Below are 20,976 nucleotides of genomic sequence, written 5' to 3'. Positions count from 1 at the left end.
TAATATACATTTTATGTCATGTTTTGGATGATGTTGCGATGAGAACTTCGGCGCATAATTTTATGCTTGATGGTGTGGAAGACATGTTGACTCAAATTGGGACGAATATCAAAAAAGCCCGACTTCGACGTAATATGACCATTCATGATTTGGCCAACCGCATTCATGTAGATAACCGAACGATCTCACGTATGGAAAAAGGTGATCCAAGTACCAGCCTAAAAAATGTGATTTCAGTTTTAGTGATTTTTGGCCTTGAACATACCCTAGGCTCACTCGCGAATCCTGAGTTGGATGAAGTTGGCTTGGCACTCGAAAATCGTAATAGTTCAGTACGTGCAAGATTAAAAAAACAGTCTGTGATTAGTGATGATTTCTGATAGGTAAATGAACATGGATGAAGTTAAAGGATGTTATGTTTTCATAGATACAGGCTCCCAGCCAACAATTGCTGCACACTATTCTTATGAAAAGCCGGTTTATCGCTTTCTTTATGGTCAATCATACTTACAACGTGCAGATGCCTTCCCTTTAGATCCACTTAATCTAAGCTTTCAGTCTTATAACAAACCATATGAAACTATTTCTAAAGATGGTTTTGGTGTACTTGCAGATGCAACACCAGACAATTGGGGTAAACGCTTAACCAATGCCTTACACCGTAGAACACCATTAAATCAATTGGAATGGTTACTCGCTTCACAAGGAAATTCAGTCGGCTGTATTGTTGGAAGCTTGTCTAAATCGCATATAAAAAACAATTCAAATATCATTCAATATGCAGAATTAGAAACCTTTATACAAATTACTGAACTCATCGAAAAAAAACGAGATCCGTTTGAGATGAAACTTGAGCAACTCGAATTAAACAAGCTGTTATATAATGGGGCTTCAATGGGCGGTGCCAGACCCAAAACCCTTGTGATGTATAAAAATAAAGAATGGATTGCCAAATTTAATAAAAGTGATGATTTGTTTGATACCTGTAAAGTTGAATATGCTTCGCTGAATATGGCACGAGACATGGGGCTCAATACATGTAATGCCGAACTAACAGAATGTGCCGGCCGCCCTATTCTCTTAGTTGAACGCTTTGATCGAAACTGCCCTGAACGTAAAAAACACTATATAAGTGCCAATAGTTTGCTCAATATTCAGAAAATTCGTATAGGAGATCCTAAAATGTCCTATATGAGTATTGCCAAAGTCTGTAGTCAGATTTGTTTTGATGCTATCAGTAATCAAAAAGAACTCTATAAGCGGATGGTGCTGAATGTCATGATTAGCAATACTGACGATCATTTAAAAAATCATGGTTTTTTAATGTATGACATGAAAAAGCAACATTATGCTTTAAGCCCGCTTTTTGATGTTTTACCACATGGTATGCCAAGCTCATTTCCAAATGAACATGCTCTGGTTTTAGGAAATGATGGACGTTTTGGAAGCTATGACAACCTTATCAGTCGTAGCAATGCCTTTGGACTCAACCTAGATCAAGCCAGAGAATGTATTAAGGATGTCCGTGATGTTCTCGCAAATAGAGAAAAATACTTGTTAGATGCGGGTCTTAAACCCACAGAAATTCGTCAATTAGAACCCTATTTCTATTTAGATATCCTCAAAAACTAAAGTTCAACAATGCCAGCCATTTATATACTATGGATAATGAAAACATTGATCAGAATGAATCGGTATTTAACCATTCATCTTGGCAAGAAAATGATCCAAACATGACATAAAATCCATTTTAAATTAGATAAAGTACTTTTTATGTCATTATAAAAGAGAAAATCTAATTGCATTTATATAATTTTGCTTAGGCTATTTTGTTGTTTTACAATGTCCCTTAGTCTAACTTTTTTGCGATAATAAGCTCAAACATCAGAAAAACCTCTTGCTTCGGTATACATGATCAAGATCGTAAATCAAAAATAATTGTTGTTATAACATGAGACCGAATACGATCTGTTTTATTCATCTATTTTCCAGGCGTGATGAATACTGTTAAGCAATCTTTGATTTAATGCTTGCTGATGTATTTGCCATTGAGCAATTTCGATTTGCGTCGGCTCTTGTTGCCCATCGGATTCACTTAAAAACCTTTTCAATCGACTTTGATAATGAAAAGCTGAGACATCTCCAGTAATATCGGCTCCGATTAGACGCGCTGAACAAGTTTGAATTAGATCCTGCAAATGTTTTTCTAAAAAGTGCCCTTGATCCCAATTGGTCATCACCACATCTTTAGACAACACATCCTTATCTATAGATAAATATATGGGTAGATCAATTTTTTGTATTTCATTAAAAAAATCTGACATTAATTGGTCTGGCTCATCATAACCATGCCATGCATGTTGTGCGCCAATCCATTGGGTCCAATTCGCCTTTTGTTGAATACTCCAATAATGCAATTTGCCCTTATATAAAGGAGACCAATGGTTTTCCCATGCATGTTTTAAGCTAATATCACTTGAGCTGATGCCGATCACATCGATCCGGGCAACCTGTGGCAATTGACTGGCCCAATACACCCATGAACCACAGTGTATTCCAAACGGATAACGCATATTGTCAGGGTGATTGTCACAAACAATTAAATGAACAGGTTCATTGTTTGTTATCCGTTTTAAAAGCAGCTGGGTTATATGATGATAATCACCACTTCCCATAAATACACAACCCAATTGATCTGATGGAGGTAATTGCTCGGCTAGATAATCTTCAAGTTGCTGAAATTTTTTCCAGTGACATCCAAAACGGATTTGTTCTTGCCAACTGGCAAGATCGATGTTTTGAGCAGCATTCGAAATCTCGACTGAACCATCAAAATTGAGAACAACATGTTGCCTAATGCTATTCATGATTTTGACTCCTGCATACTTTCATGCCAATGTGCATCTGCTTCAAACAAATGGCGTAGTCGTCTGAGTACAAATCTTAATATAGGTTGTTTAATCCATACTAAATGCCGTGTAAAAGTAAACTTAGCACCCAACTGAGCCTTTACTTCTGGATCTGTCCAGCCAGCAATATAAAATTTTAAATGATGTTGTTTGGCATAATCCAGATTGATGAACCAACTGATAAAATAAAGATTATATTCAATGGCTAAGGGATAATTTAAACCAATATATTTATCAACAAGATTCCCTTGGTACTCAAAACAAATGTTATATCCCACTAAAATTTGCGCTTTCCAATACAAAAAAACTTTGCCACCATTCTCAGCATCTTGCAAAATTTCATCAAAAAACTCAGCAGTGAGTAAGTCAAAGTGAACCTCACTTTGATTGTAAACATTTAAAAATAACTGATATAACTGCGCTCGAAATGCGTGCTGTGTAAATTGTTGTGCACCTGTATCGAGTATCTCAACCCGTAAATCGTCTAAGCTTTTCAACTTGCGTTTCAAATTTTTACGGCGGCTTTTTGAAAATTTTGCTAAATAATCTTCTCGATTTTCAAAATCAATTGGCACATAAGCCAAAGCTTGCCCTTCTATCGCCAGAAAACCGGCACGCTCTGCAACTTCAATGAATTGCTGACTATAGAGATTCTCCCGCGCAGTTAATAAAGGCGAATTTATCGGTAAATCTTTAATAATCGTTAAACTTTGCTGGCCTATACGTTGCTTGAGTTGTTGCAGCAAATTACTGACCGGTAAACTACTGATAAGCGGGCTATATTCGGTTACTGTCGTTCCAATAAAACATGTTTTTAAATGCAAAAACCGACCCCAATATGAATAACCTAATGTAGATTCAATGCGTTTTTTTACAGGAAGATCTAAAGTCGTGAGTAGATTAAAATCTGTTGTAAAAAAAGTTAAAAAATCGCTTGAATCATTTACATCAAACATCTTAGGTGGATGCTGAATAAAAGCATCTACCAGTGAATGTGGTTCCAATTGATTGAGATCGGTTTGCATTGTCATAAATTCAACCTACTGAATCACAGCTCTTTTTTAGCACGTAGTAATAACTGCTCTAATAAAACCATTGCTTGATCAATTTCAGCACGTGAGATTTCCAAGTTTGGTGCAAATGTAATCACATTTTTGTAATAGCCGCCCACATCCAAGACTAGACCACATTTTTCACCTTGATACTCCAAAGTACCTGAAAGACCAATATCTACCATTTTGTCCAATAATGCTTTATTTGGAGTAAAGCCATCCACTTGACATATTTCTGCACGTAAAGCTAAGCCTAACCCATCAACATCACCAATTTCAGGATGGCGTTTCTGTAGATCTTTTAAGCCTTCAAGGAAATATGCACCACTTTCCATAATTTGTTTTTCATAATCTTTCTCGGCCAGCATTTTCATGACTTCAAGCCCCACTGCCGTACCCAATGGATTTGATGCAAAAGTCGAGTGCGTTGATCCAACAGGGAAAACTTCAGGATTAATGATTTCTTCTTTTGCCCAAACGCCTGCAAGCGGATTTAAACCATTGGTCAGAGCTTTACCAAATACCAATACATCTGGGGTAATACCGAAATGTTCAAACGACCACAATTTACCAGTACGATAAAAGCCCATTTGGATTTCATCAACAACCAATAAAATTCCATGCTCATCTAAAACTTTTTTTAACTCTGGATAAAAATTCATAGGTGGAATGACATAACCACCTGTTCCTTGAATCGTTTCAATATAGAAAGCGGCAAATTCACTTTCGCGAACTTTAGGATCCCAAACACCATGATATTCATTTTCAAATAAGCGTTTAAACTCAGCCACAAGTTTTACTGCATACTCTTCAGCTGTCATCCCTTTAGGACGTCTAAAAGGATATGGGAAAGGGATAAATTGAGCACGTTCACCAAAATGACCATAACGACGGCGATAGCGATAGCTTGAGGTAATTGAAGAAGCCCCTAAAGTTCGACCATGATAGCCGCCTTCAAAAGCAAACATACGGCTTTTACCATGACAGAAATTTCGCACCAATTTCAATGAATCTTCGATCGCTTGTGATCCACCAACATTATAGTGAATACGTCCCTTTTCGCCGGTCTTTTTCAACATATCTTCGGCAATGACTTTGCTCAATTCAATTTTAGTTGGGTGTAAATATTGGCTGGCAATTTGAGGTAAGGTATGAATTTGATTAATTAATGCTTGGTCTAGGCGTGGGTTTTTATAGCCAAAATTAACTGCTGAATACCACATTTGCAGATCAAGAAACGGTGTGCCTTGGTCATTATAAACATAGCTACCTCGACAATCTGTAAAAATATTAGGCGGATTGACATAATGCACGGTATCGCCATACGAACAATATTTGGCTTCATCCGCCAAGAGCTGTGCTTCATCTAATGGTTCACGTTTTGTCATGGCCTGACCTTCTGAAAAAAGATGGTTTTCTTTGATATTCATGTTGTTACCTTTTTCGAGCTTTTAATTGATTCAGTTTTGTTTTGAAACAAAATCTGAGTGGAGAAATGAGTTACATTCAAAATTTATATTTGATGCCGATGGATGGATAAATATCTGTACGTCGGTCAATCATTGGACTATTTGTTTGTTCCTTTGAAAGAAAATCGACGTTTAAAGTGCCAAAAGCACTCCAATCTTTTGAAATCTGGTAATCAGCTGCCATCCCTAAAAAAGGATGAAAGCTTGAGCTGGGTTGATAAGAACTGATACCTGTGCGTTGGGCTTCTAATGAACTTACGCCATAGTAATATCGGTTATATTTAGCATTGTTCCATTGCACGCCGATTTCAGGATAAAAAGACCATTTACCACGACTGATTTCGGCCAGATAAGATACTGTGGCAATCGTGCCCTTACTTCGAGAAAGTACGTCTGTTCCAATCTGGGCCTTAAAACCCCCAAATGGCGTTATTCGCATATAACTACCACCCGCCATGACTGACCATTTACGCCGTTGTAGTCCAGTCAGCTCCCCACTCGGGTCATAACTGCTGCCATCGTATGCAGCATTTAACCGCAGTTCATTGTGATCATCATTTAAAAGATAAACACCGGCTTCATCGCCTTCTAAATAAACGCGACCGTTATCATAGAAAGCTGTAGGTAATAAGCTCTGATAGGTACGTTTTCCTTTATATGGCTGAAAATCGACAGTGTAATTTGCACCAATACTTAAAGCTGCAGGCTGATCATCATTTGCATATACATAGGATGAACTAAGTAGTATTCCGATAATCGGCACAAGTTTCATGGGTTTTAAATGATTGTTCATATTTCGGTCCATTCAACGCATTTTTATAATGACTTCAAATCTGAAATCAGCATATTTGCGATGTGGGCTAAATATGAATTTGCTTTCTTATGCGAATCTTAAAAAAAAGTAAAATTCCATTAACATTGTTTTGTTTTGTGACCCGAAACTTAATTCAGTCAAAAATATGAATTTTAAATTCCTTCAATTTGAGGCGATAAAAAAATAAGTTATTAATTTTTATTAAATTAAATAATTTTAATAAATTACACTTTTTTACAATACAGCAACGTCATCTTTTTGCCACTAATTTCCCATAAGATTTAATTAAGAATCGAAAATTAATTTATGTGACAAGTTTATTAAAATAACAGTGGTAAAACTTATTATGTTCCTGATAAGCCCGCAACAGAATACGACCTCACAAAACCTTTGGCATATATTATGTGATTTTGATGGGACTATTAGTTTAAATGATACAACTGATCATTTATTGGAAACTTTTGCCTTAGATGGATGGCAAGCCATTGAGCAGCAATGGGAACAAGGATTGATTGGCTCAAAGCAATGTATGCAACAACAAATCGCTTTATTGCATATGAATCAACAAGCGTTTTATCAATGTTTAGATCAAATAGAAATTGATGCTGGTTTTTTAGATCTGGTGCAATTGAGCGCCTTACATAACATACCACTGACCATTGTTAGCGATGGTTTAGATCTGGTGATTCAATATATTTTATCTAAGTATAATCTTGGGCATCTTCCAGTTATCGCGAATCATTTGGTTCAAGTAAATGAATACCAATGGCGATTAGAATTTCCAAATACCAATTTAGCCTGTAAAAGTGCAAGTGGCACCTGTAAATGCAAAATTGCTGAGATGAATCATCAGGCAAATATTATTTTAATTGGCGATGGTCGTTCAGATTTTTGTCTTGCCGAAAGTGCAAATTATGTCTTTGCAAAAAAATCCCTGATTGAACATTGCCGCGAAAAACAAATTTTATATATGCCTTTTAAAAATATTACAGAAATTCATCAACCTTTAGAAAAGTTATTGATGAGTGATTTTGAACTTGATCCAACGATTATGGTGCTTGCATGATTAAAGATAACTCATTCTTCATCAATGGAAGTCGTACTGGTGTACTACTGATCCATGGTTTAACAGGCACACCTAATGAAATGCGTAGTGTGGCAAAGCCCTGTCAGCAAATGGGCTATAGTGTCTTAGCCGTACAGCTCGCAGGACATTGCGGAACAATGCAAGACTTAGTCCAAACCAAATGGGAAGACTGGTATTCAAGTATTTGCCAAGCTGCTGAAGAATTAAAAAAGCATACTGATGAAATATTTGTCATTGGATTATCTATGGGCTCGTTATTGGCACTTAAATATGCTTCAGAACATCCAGTTTCTGGAGTGATTTGTTATAGCCCAACTTTTAAATTTGATGGTTGGAGTATTCCACGATGGTCAAAAATACTCGCCCCTATCGTTTTACCCATCGTTTCGCATTTAAATATTTTTAAAAATAGTGCCTTTGATGAAACTGAGCCTTACGGCATTAAAAACCAACAATTGCGTATGCGTATTCTAGAAGCCATGAAAAGTGATGATAGTAGTAAAGCTGGATTGCCAGGTAATCCTTGGCATTCACTTTATCAGATGCAACGCTTATCCAAAAATGTTGGTAAAAATTTATATAAAATTACCGCTCCGACGCTTTGTTTACATGCATTTCATGATGATATTGCGGATAAAAAAAATAGTCAGTTGATCTATGACAAAGTATCGGGCCAAAAACAATTAATTTGGCTTTACGAAAGCTACCATATGGTCACGATTGATAACGATCGTAAACAAGTCATTGAAGCATCATTAAATTTCATCAAGCAACATCAACAATTGGCTGTTATTTCCAACCCTGTAGAAAAGTCAGCTGAAATAAGCACTGTTGAAGCGAATCTAAAACATGGTGAACCTGCGTGAATTTAGCTATTGCTGCTGTCTGGTTTCTAACTATTGTCATTGATACTGTCGGTCAACTGGCTTTTAAGGCAGCAGCGTCAGAAAATACTCAACATGATGGCATTGCACATTGGAAAGCAATGGCAATACGTCCCTGGATTTGGATTGGTATCACCAGTTATATCATTGAGTTTTTCACTTGGCTTATTTTCCTTTCCTTAGTCCCATTGTCTGATGGTGTGATGTTAGGCAGTATCAATATCGTTGTCATCCTTATCGCTGGGCGTTTATTTTTCAATGAAAAGCTCACACGTAATCGACTGATCGGTGTCATCTTAATTAGCTTAGGCGTCACTGTTGTGGGATTAGGCACATGAAGTTATTTTATATCATCGGTTTTATCATATTAATGTCTTTTGACACCTTGGCCCAAATCAGTTTTAAATTTGCGTCCATCCATGCAATGCCACTGACTTATGATATGGCTTGGTTAATCCGTATCTTGAGTCATTATTGGATTTATGGGGCAATTATTGGCTATATCGGGGCCTTTTTTACATGGATGACTTTACTCAAACATGCACCTGTTGGACCTGCCTTTGCTGCATCACATTTGGAGTTGATTAGCGTCACGCTTCTGTCTATATGGTTATTTAATGAACCACTCACCTTTGCAAAAGTACTAGGCGCAACACTGATTTTAATTGGTGTACTTTTCTTAGCAAAAGATGAGTCAAAACAACATCTTTCAACCAATGAAGTACTGAAGTAAAACCACCCCCTATTTGAACCAATACATAGGAATATGACTTACGACATCTAAATATGAAAAAAGAAATCCCACCGACCAATGGCCTCACGATTAATTTTAGAGATCTGTTTCCTTCTGCTCGTCAAACAGATCTATCCACATATCTAAGCCATTTACTCAATATTCCTCAACCGAGTTTAACTTGCTCAGGTACAGTTGCTCTAATTCTTGCCTTGCAAACGCTAGAAAAAAGACAGCCACAACGTAAACAAGTCATTATTCCAGCATGGACATGTCCGTTGGTGGCACTGGCGATTGAGAAAATAGGATTAACGCCCGTTCTATGTGACATAGAAACCAATAGCTTAAATTTTGAAATTCAACAACTACAACAATTAACCAATGCAAATACCTTGGCAATTGTGGTGACTCATTTTGCTGGTCTAGTTTATGATTTTAGCTTAGTCCAAGAAATTGCCCGACATTATCAGACCTTTATCATTGAAGATGCTGCTCAATCTATGGGTGCTAAAACCCATTATCAAAGCGTAGGGCTAATTGGAGATATTGCATTTTTTAGTCTGGCTTTTGGCAAAGGACTAACCAGTGCTGAAGGAGGTGTATTGTTTAGTCGGGATCTAGAAATCAACCAGCAACTTTATGAAAGTTCCTTAACACTACCTCTGCTCAAGCAATGGGAGCTGAAACGTTGTTTGGAGTTGATGGCGTATAGTTTGCTTTATCGTCCTGCAACTTTAACATGGCTCTATGGCAAACCTTTGCGTAAGGCGCTAGAAAACCATGATGAAATCACAGCTGTAGGTGATAACTTTGATCTCGACAGTATCCCTATTCATCAACTTGGAAAATGGCGCAGTCAAGTCGCAGCACATGCCAGTACACGCCTTCCACTACATTGGCAACAAGCAAGACAGCGAGCTAAAAAGCGTATCTTACAATTAAGATTATTGCCAAACTTACATATATTTGATGAACAGATAAATACTCAGGCAACTTTTCCCTTTTTGATTTGTTTTGTAGAAAACGAAAGATTATGTCAAAAAATATTAGATGAACTTTGGTGCTCAGGTTTAGGCATAACCAAACTTTTTGTACGTTCAATTTCCCACTATCCAGCGTTATCGCATATACATGCCGATACGCCAAATGCAACGCGCTTCGCAGCACAAAGTTTTACCATTAGTAATTCAGCTTGGTTAGAGGATGATGATTTTCAAATTATTTTTAAAGTACTAGAAAAAATTCTAACCACATAGAATTAAGCCCAATCTGAGTAACATCTATTTAAAAAAACAATTTACCTTTGTCACGTCATATAACCCATTCAATAAAAACCAAACCGTTTTCACCCTTGGCCTGATTTAATCAAAGATGATCATTTTTTGATTGATGAAAAAAATTTATTAATTTGTTAGAAGCCGCTTATATACAGATTATTTTTATTGTCGATTCGCTAAAACAAAAAATTAAATAAAAAATGAGGAACATAGTTCCTCATTTTTTATTCAGTAAAACCTTAGTAGGCCAATTGAATCAACATTCTAAAAAAACCAGCAATAATCGCCAATGTTAGAAATCCACCTAGCCATAACACGACAAACCATTGTGTTTGAGATAGTTTCATACTTGCTTACCTCATTTAAAGCTTTAAATTTTTACCCTGCTGCATGTTTAGTCTTGATTAGGCTATTTTTTACTCAAGCCAAAAGACTAAACATGCTACGTTTAACCTTAGTGATAACCTTCATCACCGATTCGAACTTTGTCTCGGAACACCCAATACGAAAGCCCGGTATAGATCAAAATAATTGGAATTAAAATCAATGCACCAATTAAAGCAAATAATTGGCTGCTCTGTGGCGCGGCAGCTTCCCAGATAGTCACTGATGGCGGAATCACATAAGGCCACAAACTGATGATAAACCCAGTATAAGCAAGGAAAACCAAAGCCAAGGTATAAAGGAATGGACTCAATTCATAACGCTTTTTACATGCGCGAAGCACAAGAAAAGTAAACAGCACTACCAATATTGGTACAGGACTAAAATACATCAATTGTGGTTGGCTAAACCAACGTGCTGCAATTTCAGGATGCGCCATCGGGGTATAAATACTGACTGCGCCAAAGATGACAAACAAAGCAACGATTAATTTAGGCATCAACTGATACATACGATCTTGTAAATCAAGTTCAGTTTTAAAAATTAACCATCCACAACCCAGTGCTGCGTAAAGTACAACAACACCAATACCTGTAAACACAGTAAACGGCGATAACCAGTCTAAACCACCACCTGCATACATATGGTTTTCAACTTTAATCCCTTGGATATACGCACCAAGAATCATCCCTTGGAAAAAGCTGGCAAGAATTGATCCACCAATAAATGCTTTGTCCCATAAATGTTTGGTTCGATTGGCTTTAAAACGAAACTCAAAAGCCACACCACGGAAAATTAAAGCAATCACCATAAGGATAACTGGCATATATAATGCGGATAATACAGTGGCATAGACCATTGGAAACGCCGCATATAATGCTGCACCGCCCAATACCATCCAGGTTTCATTACCATCCCAAACAGGTGCAACGGTGTTCATCATCACATCACGTTCGTGTTGATCTTTAACAAAGGGAAATAAAATCCCAATCCCTAAATCAAAACCATCTAATACTACATAGATGAATACACCAATGGCGATAATGACAATCCAAATCAGAGATAAATCAATCATTATTTACGCTCCTGTTCATTGGAATCAACGCTATCTTCAACACTCGTCAATGGACGTTTAGAGGCCAAAATAACCGCTTCTTCACTATGCGCTACACTTTCTGGTGTGGCGTAGATAAATTGTGGACCTTTGTGCATCAATTTCAACATATAGTAAATGCCGATGCCAAATACGATGCAATACACCACAACGAAAATAATTAAAGTGAGGCCGACTTGTTCCGCAGAAACTGGAGATAAAGCATCTTTGGTCCGCATCACTCCATATACCACCCACGGTTGACGACCAACTTCTGTGGTAAACCAGCCTGCAAGCAAGGCAATAAATCCTGAAGGTCCCATAGCAAAAGCAAAACGGTGTAACCATTTGTTTTCATAAAGCTTGCCGCCTTTGCGTAGAAACAATGCCATCACGGCGAGTAGAATCATCAACATGCCCATTCCAACCATGATTCTAAAGCTCCAGAACACCACAGTAGAATTAGGACGATCTTCAGGTGCAAACTCTTTTAAGCCTTTTACCTCACCATCCAGCGTATGGGTCATGATTAAGCTGCCAAGATTTGGAATACCGATAGCATATTTAGTTTCTTCTGCTTGCATATCTGGAATACCAAACAGATATAGCGGCATGCCCTCACCTTTATTGGTTTCCCAATGCCCTTCAATCGCTGCAAGTTTAGCAGGCTGGTGTTTTAAGGTATTTAGACCATGATTATCACCGATGAGAACCTGTAAGGGTGCAAGGACCAGAATCATCCACAATGCCATAGAGAACGATTTTTTGATTAATGCGTCACGGCGTCCTTTTAATAAATGCCAAGCAGCAGTTGCAGCCACCAGTAAGGCTGAAACAAGGAATGCTGCCGCAGCCATATGGGCTAAACGGTAAGGAAATGAGGGGTTAAACACAATTGCAAACCAATCTTGCGGCACGATAATCCCATTTTCGATACTAAAGCCTTGTGGTGTTTGCATCCAACTGTTTGAAGATAAAATCCAAAACATTGAAATACAGGTACCAATCGCCACCATAGCCGTTGCAAAGAAATGCGCCCGAGGACCTACGCGCCCCCAACCAAAGAGCATAATGCCAAGGAAACCAGCTTCTAAGAAAAATGCACTCAGCACTTCATAAGCCAGTAATGGACCAGTTACCGAGCCTGCAACACGTGAAAATTCACTCCAGTTTGTTCCAAACTGATAACTCATCACCACACCAGAAACCACGCCCATCCCAAAAGCGACAGCAAAAATTTTCACCCAAAATTTAAATAAATCTTGGTAAACAGGATTTTGAGTTTTTAGCCAGCGCCATTCAAGCACAGCTAAAAAGCTTGCAAGCCCGATAGAAATTGAAGGAAAAATAATATGGAAAGAAACAGTAAAAGCAAACTGAATACGCGCCAATTCTAAAGCAGTTAATCCTAGATCCATGACATCACCTTATTGATTGGTAAAGTTGGTAAAGATTGAGTTTTGAATACATTGATAAACATTTTTTGTTGTACAAACTCAGCATACGCCTGAACATTCAGTACAATCTGTTGTTTTCTTTTTGCTGTATTTTTAAACAATACTAAAAATAGCATGCAAAGGCTGCTTTCCTGCAAATCGAGGAAATTTTGAAAAATCATGATCATTCTCTACACAATAAATTCGAAATACGATCGCATGGCTTTAAAGCCTTTATTTAAAAATGCTAAACCTATGGATCGGTGAATGTGTTATGCAAAGACTACAGGTGGGGCTCGCCCTTGAGGAATCAGAAACAGGCGTTGTAATTGAAAATAGACATGCTGAAAGTTTTCAACATAAGCTATTAAACGTACTTGAATACGCACTAGGATTTCTTTTACGCCAATTTCTGGTGGCATCACTAAATTGCCATATACCACACAATACTGACATTGATGGTTAATGTCATGATGATCATGACCTGAGCTGCTTACTTGCTGGGCTTGATCTAAATGCAAATAGTGATGAATAAAACTAGATTCTTGCTCATGATGAAGATGTGCATGTGTTGGTCGCAATAAAGCTTGAGTGATGTCTTCACAGACCGGAGCAATTTGATACTGCTCAGGTAATAACGGCTGTAAAAAAACCGCAAGCTGTAAAAATACTGTTGCAAATGCCAGCAACAGACCACTGCTTCTTAACACAATTGATTGCTCATATTGAGAGAGATAGAAAAAAGTATAAGTATGCTTTTAACTGTAGATCTTTAAATTGAAATAAAGAATCAACTGCATAAAAACCAAGCATATCACTCAACTTTTCTAGTTTTACTATAGTACATTTAAATTTTAAATCAAAGCCTCTTTAGCACTTTTTTGGAAATCGTTTTCTTTTTTAATGATTTGTTTATTATATAGCAATGATCAATAAAACTTAAAAAAGCATCCATCATCGCCTCAGCTGTTAGTTCGTAAATAGCACCAGCTCAACTTTCAAGCTAAATTCAATTGAAAAGCTGATACTCGACGACTGAATCTATAACGATATTCTAAGGGTGTTAAGCCGGTTTTCTTTCTAAACAGTCTACGAAAAGAAATTGGGGCCAGATAACCGACACTTTGTATAATTAGATCAATAGATTGATTAGCATTTTCAATAGCAAAGCTTCTTGGCTGAGCAAGCCAAGAAGCTAGAGAAAATAAAACAATTATTTAAACACTTTAAAACGCACAGCATCATCGATATAGGCTTTTTCAGCAGCCTCCGCTTCAATTGAACCAAACACCAACTGTGCACGAAGTTTCCAAGTTTTGGGTATATCCCATTCCGCATGGACTTGTTCATCGACAATTGGATTGTAGTGCTGTAAAGATGCACCAATGCCCTCGCTATTTAAGGCTGTCCACGTTGAAAATTGTGCGATTGCTGTAGAGTGTTCAGCCCAAATCGGAAAGTTTTCTGCATATGCTGGAAATTTTTCCTGTAAGTTTTGGATCACATCTAAATCTTCAAAGAAAAGAACGGTACCAAAGCCTGCGATAAAGCTGTCCATTTTAGTCTCTGTTTTTAAGGCACTTGCTTCATCTTTGGCATAGGCTTTGAGTTGAACTTTTACAAAGTTCCAGAACTTCTCATGTTCAGCATTAAACAAGATCACTGCACGAGATGATTGCGAGTTAAAAGAAGATGGGCTTTGCTTGATCGCTTGCTGAATCAAATCAGTAAGATGATCAGGAGATTGATTAACATGACGTCCAATCGCATAAATTGTACGGCGTTTATGAATTAAATCTAAAAAATTATTCGACATTGCTGAATATCCTTGGATATATCCTCGGGGAAATCCGATACTTTAAAAAAGATTATCAAGATATTTTAAAAAATCATAACAAGTATGAATTGATTAAAATCAAAAGTATTACAACATAAAAAAACTTGCTAGAAATATCTACTTTTGTCATATGTTTCTAAGCAAAAGTGAATTAGCAGAAATATAAGGGTCTGTTGACATTTCATAAATGGCTTGCGTTGTAGGTTAAAATTGAGCATGAGATGTATACATCGTAAAGCATGAAGGATAATAGCGAGACTATTTTCGAGTTTCATAACGTAGGCTGAGATAATTTTAGCCACAACCCTGAGCAAGAACAAAGCACTGCTTTGTTTGCAGCGCAAGGCGCAGCGGGGGACTAGCGTGTTTTTTGCCGCTACGTGTTACCTTGCGAAACGATGTTTCTCATCATTTAGAATGACTAAATTTCATATTTCGTGCCTTGTATCGCCTAAAAAACACACGTAGTCGCAAACCTAGACGAATTGTCAACAGACCCTAAGCAACTCTTCGACATAGAAATCACGACATACACCATCCATCAATCAACAATCAGAAGTTTTATCCTACAAACGCGTAATAAAGAAGATTGAATAAGAAGTACCAGCATTTAAAATTAAATCATAAAGACTTGCTAAATGAATGACCTCATTTAAATCATTGTCATCATGCTTAAACAACTGCCGAATAAAATCTAAGCATTAAAAATGTTTCCACTCAAAATTTAGATATCGCAATTGGTTAAAAAATGAAAGTTTTAAATATATTAAGTATCATCAGTTCAATATTTATTCTATTTTTTATGTTTTATACGCTTGGGCCTACAATTTAAAAAACTTAAACAGATGAATAAAAAATAAAAGGCAGTTTAAAACTGCCTTTTATACTTGAATTTGATTATTTCAATCTATTGCTTATGTTTGACTAGAAATTAGCATTCAGCACTTTGGCAGGTACAGTATTTTTCCAAATATCTCGCAAAGTAGGTAAATAGAATTTTTCACCTAACTCAACCAATTCAGCGTCAATCAATGCATGTGTTTCATGCATAAATAAGTAGTCCAGTTCAACCGTAGACAATTGTTGCTGCTTTTTTGCAAATTCTTTACGTTTGGCTTGAGCTTGTTTAAGCAGTTGGTCTGCGAAATTTTTATTCTTATATTGGCTAATCGCTTGTAAACGTAACTCAATCACACCCCAACCTGTAAGGAGTTTCTTAAAAATCTCAAAATCTTCAGTTGTAGATTCCCAAGTCATTTTATCCAAGTCTTCATCATCAGGAAGTACTGGGAGTAAAATTTCCATTACACTTGGAAAAATCTTTTTGAAATTTAAAATAAATTTAACAGGGTGCTCACCAGGGTAATCTTTAAACTGCACATTTTCCTGAACATCTGTTAAATAAATTGATAACATTTAAAAATCCTTAATTAAAATACTGTTTACTATAACGTTATTGATCATCTTGCAGCCTAAATACAAAATAAAAATAACATGAAAACAGCGAAAGAAATGCATTCTAACAATTATGACAGTTTATTCAATGCCAATTGCAGTATTCACCTGTTGTCGATCAAAGATATTGGTGGGCGAATAAAGCTGATTCTTGTAAAGAACTAAACTTGATCAAACTCAGTGACCAAAAACTCGATTAAAGCTTTTACCGATGGTAATAGGCCTCTTCTAGAAGTATAGGCCAAATGAATAAGCTCTGGCATCGGTTCCCACTCAGGAATCACTTTAACCAGTCTGCCCGCTTTTAAGTCTTCAGCAATAATTAATTCCGGTAGTTTTGCAATTCCCAAGCCATCTAAAGTCGCTAAATGCAATGCACTTAAATCAGTAGTGGTTAGTCTAGGCTCATCCTTAACCACATATAGTTCATTATTAGAATTATAAAGATCCCAATGATATTCAAAGGACAAAGACTCCATCATTAAAATAGGCAATCTTGTTAATTCTTCTGGTGTTTTAATCAAGAAATGTTGATTCAACAAATCAGGGCTTGCGACAATAAATTGTTTTGAAATGGATAGGCTACGTACAATCAAATCACTATCTTTTAAAGGTAAGGGTCTGATTCGAATTGCAACGTCATAACGTTCATTAAACAAGTCTACCTTTCTATTTGTCGCTTCCACATGTAATTTAACTTTCGGATAACGCGCTAAAAACTTATTCAACATTTTACTGACATTAATATGCAATAAATTTGTAGGGCAAGAAATTTTTACAATTCCAGTCGGCTCTGCGCTTAACAGTGCGATTGCCTCATCAGCTGATTCAGCTTCCACAAGCATTGCTTTACAGTGTTGTAAATATATGTTCCCGACATCTGTAATCGAAATTCTTTTGGTGGTTCGATTGAGAAGTTTTACTCCTAAACGGTTTTCCAATTCCGCAACTCTTCGACTTAACAATGATTTGGTCACACCCAACGCATTACTTGCAGCTGAAAAACCGCCATATTCAATCACTTTGGTAAAGTAATACAGGTCATTTAAGTCTTTCATCATATCCTCCTTAAATATCGCAACTGTTCTCTATATAGGAGAATATGTCATATAAATAGCATAATTCAATATTTGTCCTACTGTTAGTATTAAAAACAGCAAATGATTGCTTAACTAAGGATATATAAAATGTCTACTCCAGCTAATTTTAATGGCCAAGCCCCAGTGATTGATGTAAATGATTCCGTTATGCTGTTAATTGATCATCAAAGTGGTTTATTTCAAACCGTTGCTGATATGCCAATGACAGAACTACGCCAACGTGCAGCAGCCTTAGCTAAAATAGCATCATTATCAAACATGCCTGTCATTACCACGGCCTCAGTTCCTCAAGGCCCCAATGGCCCACTGATTCCTGAAATACACGCAAATGCACCCCATGCAAAATATGTCGCACGTAAAGGCGAAATTAATGCATGGCATAATCAAGAGTTCGTTGAAGCAGTAAAAGCAACAGGTAAAAAGACCCTGATTATTGCGGGTACGATTACCAGCGTGTGTATGGCTTTTCCAGCGATTAGTGCAATTGCTGATGGCTATAAAGTTTTTGTTGTGGTTGATGCATCAGGTACGTATAGCAAAATGGCACAAGAAATTACCTTAGCACGTGTGGTTCAAGCAGGTGCGGTACCGATGGATACAGCGGCGGTTGCTTCAGAAATTCAACAAACTTGGAACCGTGAAGATGCTGCTGAATGGGCTCAAGTGTACACTCAAATCTTCCCTGCTTATCAATTACTGATTGAAAGTTATTCAAAAGCACAAGAAGTTGTGACAAACAAAGAAGTACTTGATTCAGTACGTAAATAATTTTAAATCAATGATGATTTTAGACACCTTTAGAGGTGTCTAAATCTTTGTTATGACGCAATAATGACTATTTTCATTTTGTTGCTACTTCAAGTTTAGAGAATAAATCATGTCTTTAGATTAAAAAAATTAATGTACATGATCCGCCTCCTTTTCCGCTGCCTCAAGTGCGGCAGATTCATTGGCAACATCATTGACCCATCCATAGCCATTTTTCATCAAAATGGCATAGGTTTTACCGTCTGCTGTAATCGTACCCATGGTAAAATTGTCTTTAATGGTTTGAGTAATATGAAACTTCTCACTATTTTGATCTCCTCCTTCTAGTGAGCCTGACCAACTGACAATATCTTCATCTGGATCTACCTCTATACGTTCTATAACGGCCTGTCTATTTAAACCATAACCTGGCACATTAAATACGATTTGATCGCCGACATTCTTCGCCTCTAAGGTATATAGATCATTCCTCAGAAATATTCGCCCATCTTTTTTTTGTGTATCTGTCAAAGGAACAGGATTATGCATAGACACGGTATCAACAGTACTCAAATTGAACATCTGTTGATTGAAAATTCCTGCACGTAATTTGTCTTCATCTAGCGATACAAGTTTACGGCGAGCATGGCTGTCTTTTATACGTTGCAATACTTGTGTTTCGGTTAGTTTTGTATTTAGCTTCGGTGAATTCACTTGATCGATTTGTTCATTTTGTTTAGACGCAATCGCTTTAGCTGTATCAGCTGTCTCCTGTTGACCTGAGATGAACCAAGCCAACAAAGAAACCACCAAAACAGTTAAAACAACGGAAATAATGAGATATATCCGTTTATTCATTATGGATTAACCGCCACTAAAAATTTTGAAATGGCTTCAACATTCTCATTAATTTTTCTTAAGCCATCAAATTTGTCAGTTTCACCTAAACGCACGCCATATTCAGGGCTATAGATATCAGGGCTTGAATATAAGCCAATTTGATTTCCACCCATAATAGTACTGCCTAAAGGATGACCAAATCCCCAGTTATAACCTGTGGTTCGATCAAAGCTATGTCCGAGTCCCATGTTATGCCCTAATTCATGCCGCATTGCGGTGATACCACAACCATAATTATGTGATCCGATCATATTGTACTTACTCGGTGTACTATTTATATAAGCTAAACCGCAACCCGAATGATCTGTAATGGTATATACCGCGTCAGCACCTGTTCTGGTTCTTTCCGCTTGTACGGTGGCATCTGAACGCCCTAAATTAATCGCATCACCGAGTGTCGTTCCAGGGATTCGATAATCCAAGTATCCAACTTCTTTGTAGTAGGCTTTTGCTTGCGAGTTTTCAAGCGCTTCATTGGTTAATCTAAGTGCTTCACGGGCTTGAATTTTTGCAGCAGTTGCACCGAGTTTGTCATTGACTACGGGACTATTCACAAGCAGCAAATCAATCTGATAACTATCGGTGTTCCAAACACCATTGTTAAATACCAAACGGATTTTATCGCCTTTTTTTAAGCTTGCACTAATGTTGCTACCTGAAACTGTAAACGCTGTATCCGCAGAATTAGATAAGATAACCTTGTCACCAGACTGAGCCGCTGGCAAGTTTACAACAGGTGCCCATTGCGCATTATCAGCGGTTATTTCAACAACAGGGGTTTTAAATGTAAAGCCTTGTGCAGCGGTGTTTGCAGTGAATACGGTTTTAGGAGACGAAGCCAACACCCAATACGATTTATCTGCAATATAAATGAACTCGTAACGATTGCCCTTGTTGAGTTTTAGGGTTGCGGTAGTATTGGTATTTTCATTTTCAATCACTGATTGCCAGCTTGCAGTTGAGCTAACAATGATACGATCTCGGTCGTTTGCTGTTTGCGGTAATTTTAATGAAGACACCCACGCCCCATCAGCAAAACGAATTTCTGTTTTAGCTGCAGTTAAATTTTGCAAAGCTGTATTTAATGCCGCAGTATTACCATTGATCACATTGATAATACGTGTCGGAACAGACAGTGGAACCCATTTACTCAGTTCTTGATTATATTGAAAGATATATGCATCATTTTTATTGACAACCAATGTACTTGGAAATAAAGCATTTTGTGAATTAATTTTGGAGGATTTAAGCGCATTAGACTTAACCACAAGGATCTGGCCATTCTGACCTGTTTGCGGTAAATGAATTGTCTCAGCCCAAGCAGCATCACTTAAAACATATTGCGCCTGTGATTGTTGAAATACTGGAATAGTATTGCCATTTTTTTCAGGCGTAAAATTGGCAGTTTCAGGCGCATAAAACTCCCATTTTCCATTACTAAATTTAAAACGATAACTGTTTCCAGACTTTAGTGTGAGAACGCCTTTTTTTTCAATATTTACATTACTTAAATCAATATCACTGTCATAACCCGCAGTTGATTGAATTGTAATTAAGGCACCTTCTTTTGCTACATTCGGTAAGGAAATATTCTTTACCCAATTGCCATTGGATACACTAAATATCAGATCATCATAGCCTGTTGGGATGATTCCACTCTGGTTATTCTGGTTTGGTGATAGTGTGGTTGCGGCTATGGCAAAAGTGACCATACCACTTGTAATGAAGACTGTAATAACTTTTCTTTTATTCATGTTATACCTGAGTCAATATTATAAAGTTGAGCTGACACTATAAAT

At 37.2% G+C, this 20,976-nt stretch carries 22 protein-coding genes; 8 read left to right on the top strand and 14 right to left on the bottom strand.

Annotated features, from left to right (window positions below; translation table 11 throughout):
- Window positions 1–38: 38 nt before the first annotated feature.
- Both MTO68_RS11410 and MTO68_RS11405 read left to right on the top strand, forming a co-directional pair.
- Window positions 39–380 (top strand): helix-turn-helix transcriptional regulator, encoded by a 342-nt coding sequence (locus MTO68_RS11410; RefSeq protein WP_051065603.1) that lies wholly within the window; start codon window positions 39–41, stop codon window positions 378–380.
- 13 nt (window positions 381–393) lie between these two features.
- Window positions 394–1,632 carry a HipA domain-containing protein gene (locus tag MTO68_RS11405; protein WP_244015927.1) on the top strand — a complete coding sequence of 413 codons (1,239 nt, stop codon included), beginning with the start codon at window positions 394–396 and terminating at the stop codon, window positions 1,630–1,632.
- Window positions 1,633–1,973: 341 nt separating this feature from the next.
- Here the strand turns inward: MTO68_RS11405 and MTO68_RS11400 are convergent, their stop codons facing one another.
- The 4 genes from MTO68_RS11400 to MTO68_RS11385 form a co-directional block, all read right to left on the bottom strand.
- Window positions 1,974–2,867: a hypothetical protein gene (locus tag MTO68_RS11400; protein ID WP_004821452.1), complete on the bottom strand. Its 894-nt coding sequence runs from the start codon at window positions 2,865–2,867 to the stop codon at window positions 1,974–1,976.
- Window positions 2,864–3,934, bottom strand: a complete 1,071-nt coding sequence (locus MTO68_RS11395) for a GNAT family N-acetyltransferase (RefSeq protein ID WP_244015971.1) — start codon at window positions 3,932–3,934, stop codon at window positions 2,864–2,866. The genes MTO68_RS11400 and MTO68_RS11395 overlap by 4 nt, the downstream gene beginning before the upstream one ends.
- Window positions 3,935–3,957: 23 nt before the next feature.
- Window positions 3,958–5,391, bottom strand: coding sequence for an aminotransferase class III-fold pyridoxal phosphate-dependent enzyme (locus MTO68_RS11390; protein WP_004821449.1), 1,434 nt, complete (start codon window positions 5,389–5,391; stop codon window positions 3,958–3,960).
- A gap of 76 nt (window positions 5,392–5,467) precedes the next feature.
- Window positions 5,468–6,223 carry a MipA/OmpV family protein gene (locus tag MTO68_RS11385; protein ID WP_244015926.1) on the bottom strand — a complete coding sequence of 252 codons (756 nt, stop codon included), beginning with the start codon at window positions 6,221–6,223 and terminating at the stop codon, window positions 5,468–5,470.
- A gap of 367 nt (window positions 6,224–6,590) precedes the next feature.
- On the opposite strand from MTO68_RS11385, the gene MTO68_RS11380 reads away from it, so the two are divergent.
- Genes MTO68_RS11380 through MTO68_RS11360 form a run of 5 tightly spaced genes read left to right on the top strand, consistent with a single transcriptional unit; the run spans window position 6,591 to window position 10,204 of the window.
- Window positions 6,591–7,310, top strand: a complete 720-nt coding sequence (locus MTO68_RS11380) for an MtnX-like HAD-IB family phosphatase (RefSeq protein WP_244015925.1) — start codon at window positions 6,591–6,593, stop codon at window positions 7,308–7,310.
- The gene (locus tag MTO68_RS11375) at window positions 7,307–8,197 is read left to right on the top strand and encodes an alpha/beta fold hydrolase (protein ID WP_244015924.1); all 891 of its coding nucleotides are present in this window, start codon (window positions 7,307–7,309) and stop codon (window positions 8,195–8,197) included. The genes MTO68_RS11380 and MTO68_RS11375 overlap by 4 nt, the downstream gene beginning before the upstream one ends.
- Window positions 8,194–8,553 carry an EamA family transporter gene (locus MTO68_RS11370; protein ID WP_004821440.1) on the top strand — a complete coding sequence of 120 codons (360 nt, stop codon included), beginning with the start codon at window positions 8,194–8,196 and terminating at the stop codon, window positions 8,551–8,553. The genes MTO68_RS11375 and MTO68_RS11370 overlap by 4 nt, the downstream gene beginning before the upstream one ends.
- Window positions 8,550–8,948: an EamA family transporter gene (locus tag MTO68_RS11365; protein WP_004821438.1), complete on the top strand. Its 399-nt coding sequence runs from the start codon at window positions 8,550–8,552 to the stop codon at window positions 8,946–8,948. The genes MTO68_RS11370 and MTO68_RS11365 overlap by 4 nt, the downstream gene beginning before the upstream one ends.
- 53 nt (window positions 8,949–9,001) lie before the next feature.
- Window positions 9,002–10,204: a DegT/DnrJ/EryC1/StrS family aminotransferase gene (locus MTO68_RS11360; protein ID WP_244015923.1), complete on the top strand. Its 1,203-nt coding sequence runs from the start codon at window positions 9,002–9,004 to the stop codon at window positions 10,202–10,204.
- Between the two features lie 260 nt (window positions 10,205–10,464).
- On the opposite strand, the gene MTO68_RS11355 is transcribed toward MTO68_RS11360, so the two are convergent.
- The 8 genes from MTO68_RS11355 to MTO68_RS11320 form a co-directional block, all read right to left on the bottom strand.
- Window positions 10,465–10,572 (bottom strand): DUF2474 family protein, encoded by a 108-nt coding sequence (locus MTO68_RS11355; protein WP_004821434.1) that lies wholly within the window; start codon window positions 10,570–10,572, stop codon window positions 10,465–10,467.
- 107 nt (window positions 10,573–10,679) lie between these two features.
- Window positions 10,680–11,684: a cytochrome d ubiquinol oxidase subunit II gene (gene cydB / locus MTO68_RS11350; RefSeq protein WP_004821432.1), complete on the bottom strand. Its 1,005-nt coding sequence runs from the start codon at window positions 11,682–11,684 to the stop codon at window positions 10,680–10,682.
- Window positions 11,684–13,120, bottom strand: coding sequence for a cytochrome ubiquinol oxidase subunit I (locus MTO68_RS11345; protein WP_004720575.1), 1,437 nt, complete (start codon window positions 13,118–13,120; stop codon window positions 11,684–11,686). Before MTO68_RS11345 ends, cydB begins: the two co-directional genes overlap by 1 nt.
- Window positions 13,111–13,275: a hypothetical protein gene (locus tag MTO68_RS11340; protein ID WP_244015922.1), complete on the bottom strand. Its 165-nt coding sequence runs from the start codon at window positions 13,273–13,275 to the stop codon at window positions 13,111–13,113. Before MTO68_RS11340 ends, MTO68_RS11345 begins: the two co-directional genes overlap by 10 nt.
- Window positions 13,276–13,410: 135 nt before the next feature.
- Window positions 13,411–13,851, bottom strand: coding sequence for a DUF2946 domain-containing protein (locus MTO68_RS11335; protein ID WP_244015970.1), 441 nt, complete (start codon window positions 13,849–13,851; stop codon window positions 13,411–13,413).
- Between the two features lie 500 nt (window positions 13,852–14,351).
- On the bottom strand, window positions 14,352–14,954 hold the full coding sequence (locus tag MTO68_RS11330) for a nitroreductase family protein (RefSeq protein ID WP_244015921.1): 603 nt from the start codon (window positions 14,952–14,954) through the stop codon (window positions 14,352–14,354).
- Window positions 14,955–15,899: 945 nt separating this feature from the next.
- Window positions 15,900–16,391 carry a hypothetical protein gene (locus MTO68_RS11325; protein ID WP_004821426.1) on the bottom strand — a complete coding sequence of 164 codons (492 nt, stop codon included), beginning with the start codon at window positions 16,389–16,391 and terminating at the stop codon, window positions 15,900–15,902.
- A 200-nt stretch (window positions 16,392–16,591) separates the two neighbouring features.
- Window positions 16,592–17,488 carry a LysR substrate-binding domain-containing protein gene (locus tag MTO68_RS11320; RefSeq protein ID WP_004821424.1) on the bottom strand — a complete coding sequence of 299 codons (897 nt, stop codon included), beginning with the start codon at window positions 17,486–17,488 and terminating at the stop codon, window positions 16,592–16,594.
- A 129-nt stretch (window positions 17,489–17,617) separates the two neighbouring features.
- Here MTO68_RS11320 and MTO68_RS11315 point away from each other — a divergent pair, with 129 nt between their 5' ends.
- Window positions 17,618–18,298, top strand: a complete 681-nt coding sequence (locus tag MTO68_RS11315; protein ID WP_004821422.1) for a hydrolase — start codon at window positions 17,618–17,620, stop codon at window positions 18,296–18,298.
- A gap of 129 nt (window positions 18,299–18,427) precedes the next feature.
- Here MTO68_RS11315 and cpaB read toward each other — a convergent pair whose 3' ends face one another.
- On the bottom strand, window positions 18,428–19,135 hold the full coding sequence (gene cpaB, locus MTO68_RS11310; RefSeq protein WP_244015920.1) for a metalloprotease secretion chaperone CpaB: 708 nt from the start codon (window positions 19,133–19,135) through the stop codon (window positions 18,428–18,430).
- Window positions 19,135–20,931: a metalloendopeptidase CpaA gene (gene cpaA / locus MTO68_RS11305; RefSeq protein ID WP_244015919.1), complete on the bottom strand. Its 1,797-nt coding sequence runs from the start codon at window positions 20,929–20,931 to the stop codon at window positions 19,135–19,137. The genes cpaB and cpaA overlap by 1 nt, the downstream gene beginning before the upstream one ends.
- Window positions 20,932–20,976 lie beyond the last annotated feature (45 nt).

This window comes from Acinetobacter sp. NyZ410 (assembly GCF_022828975.1).
Classification (GTDB): Bacteria; Pseudomonadota; Gammaproteobacteria; order Pseudomonadales; family Moraxellaceae; genus Acinetobacter; species Acinetobacter guillouiae.
This window is presented reverse-complemented; position numbering and strand designations above follow the sequence as displayed.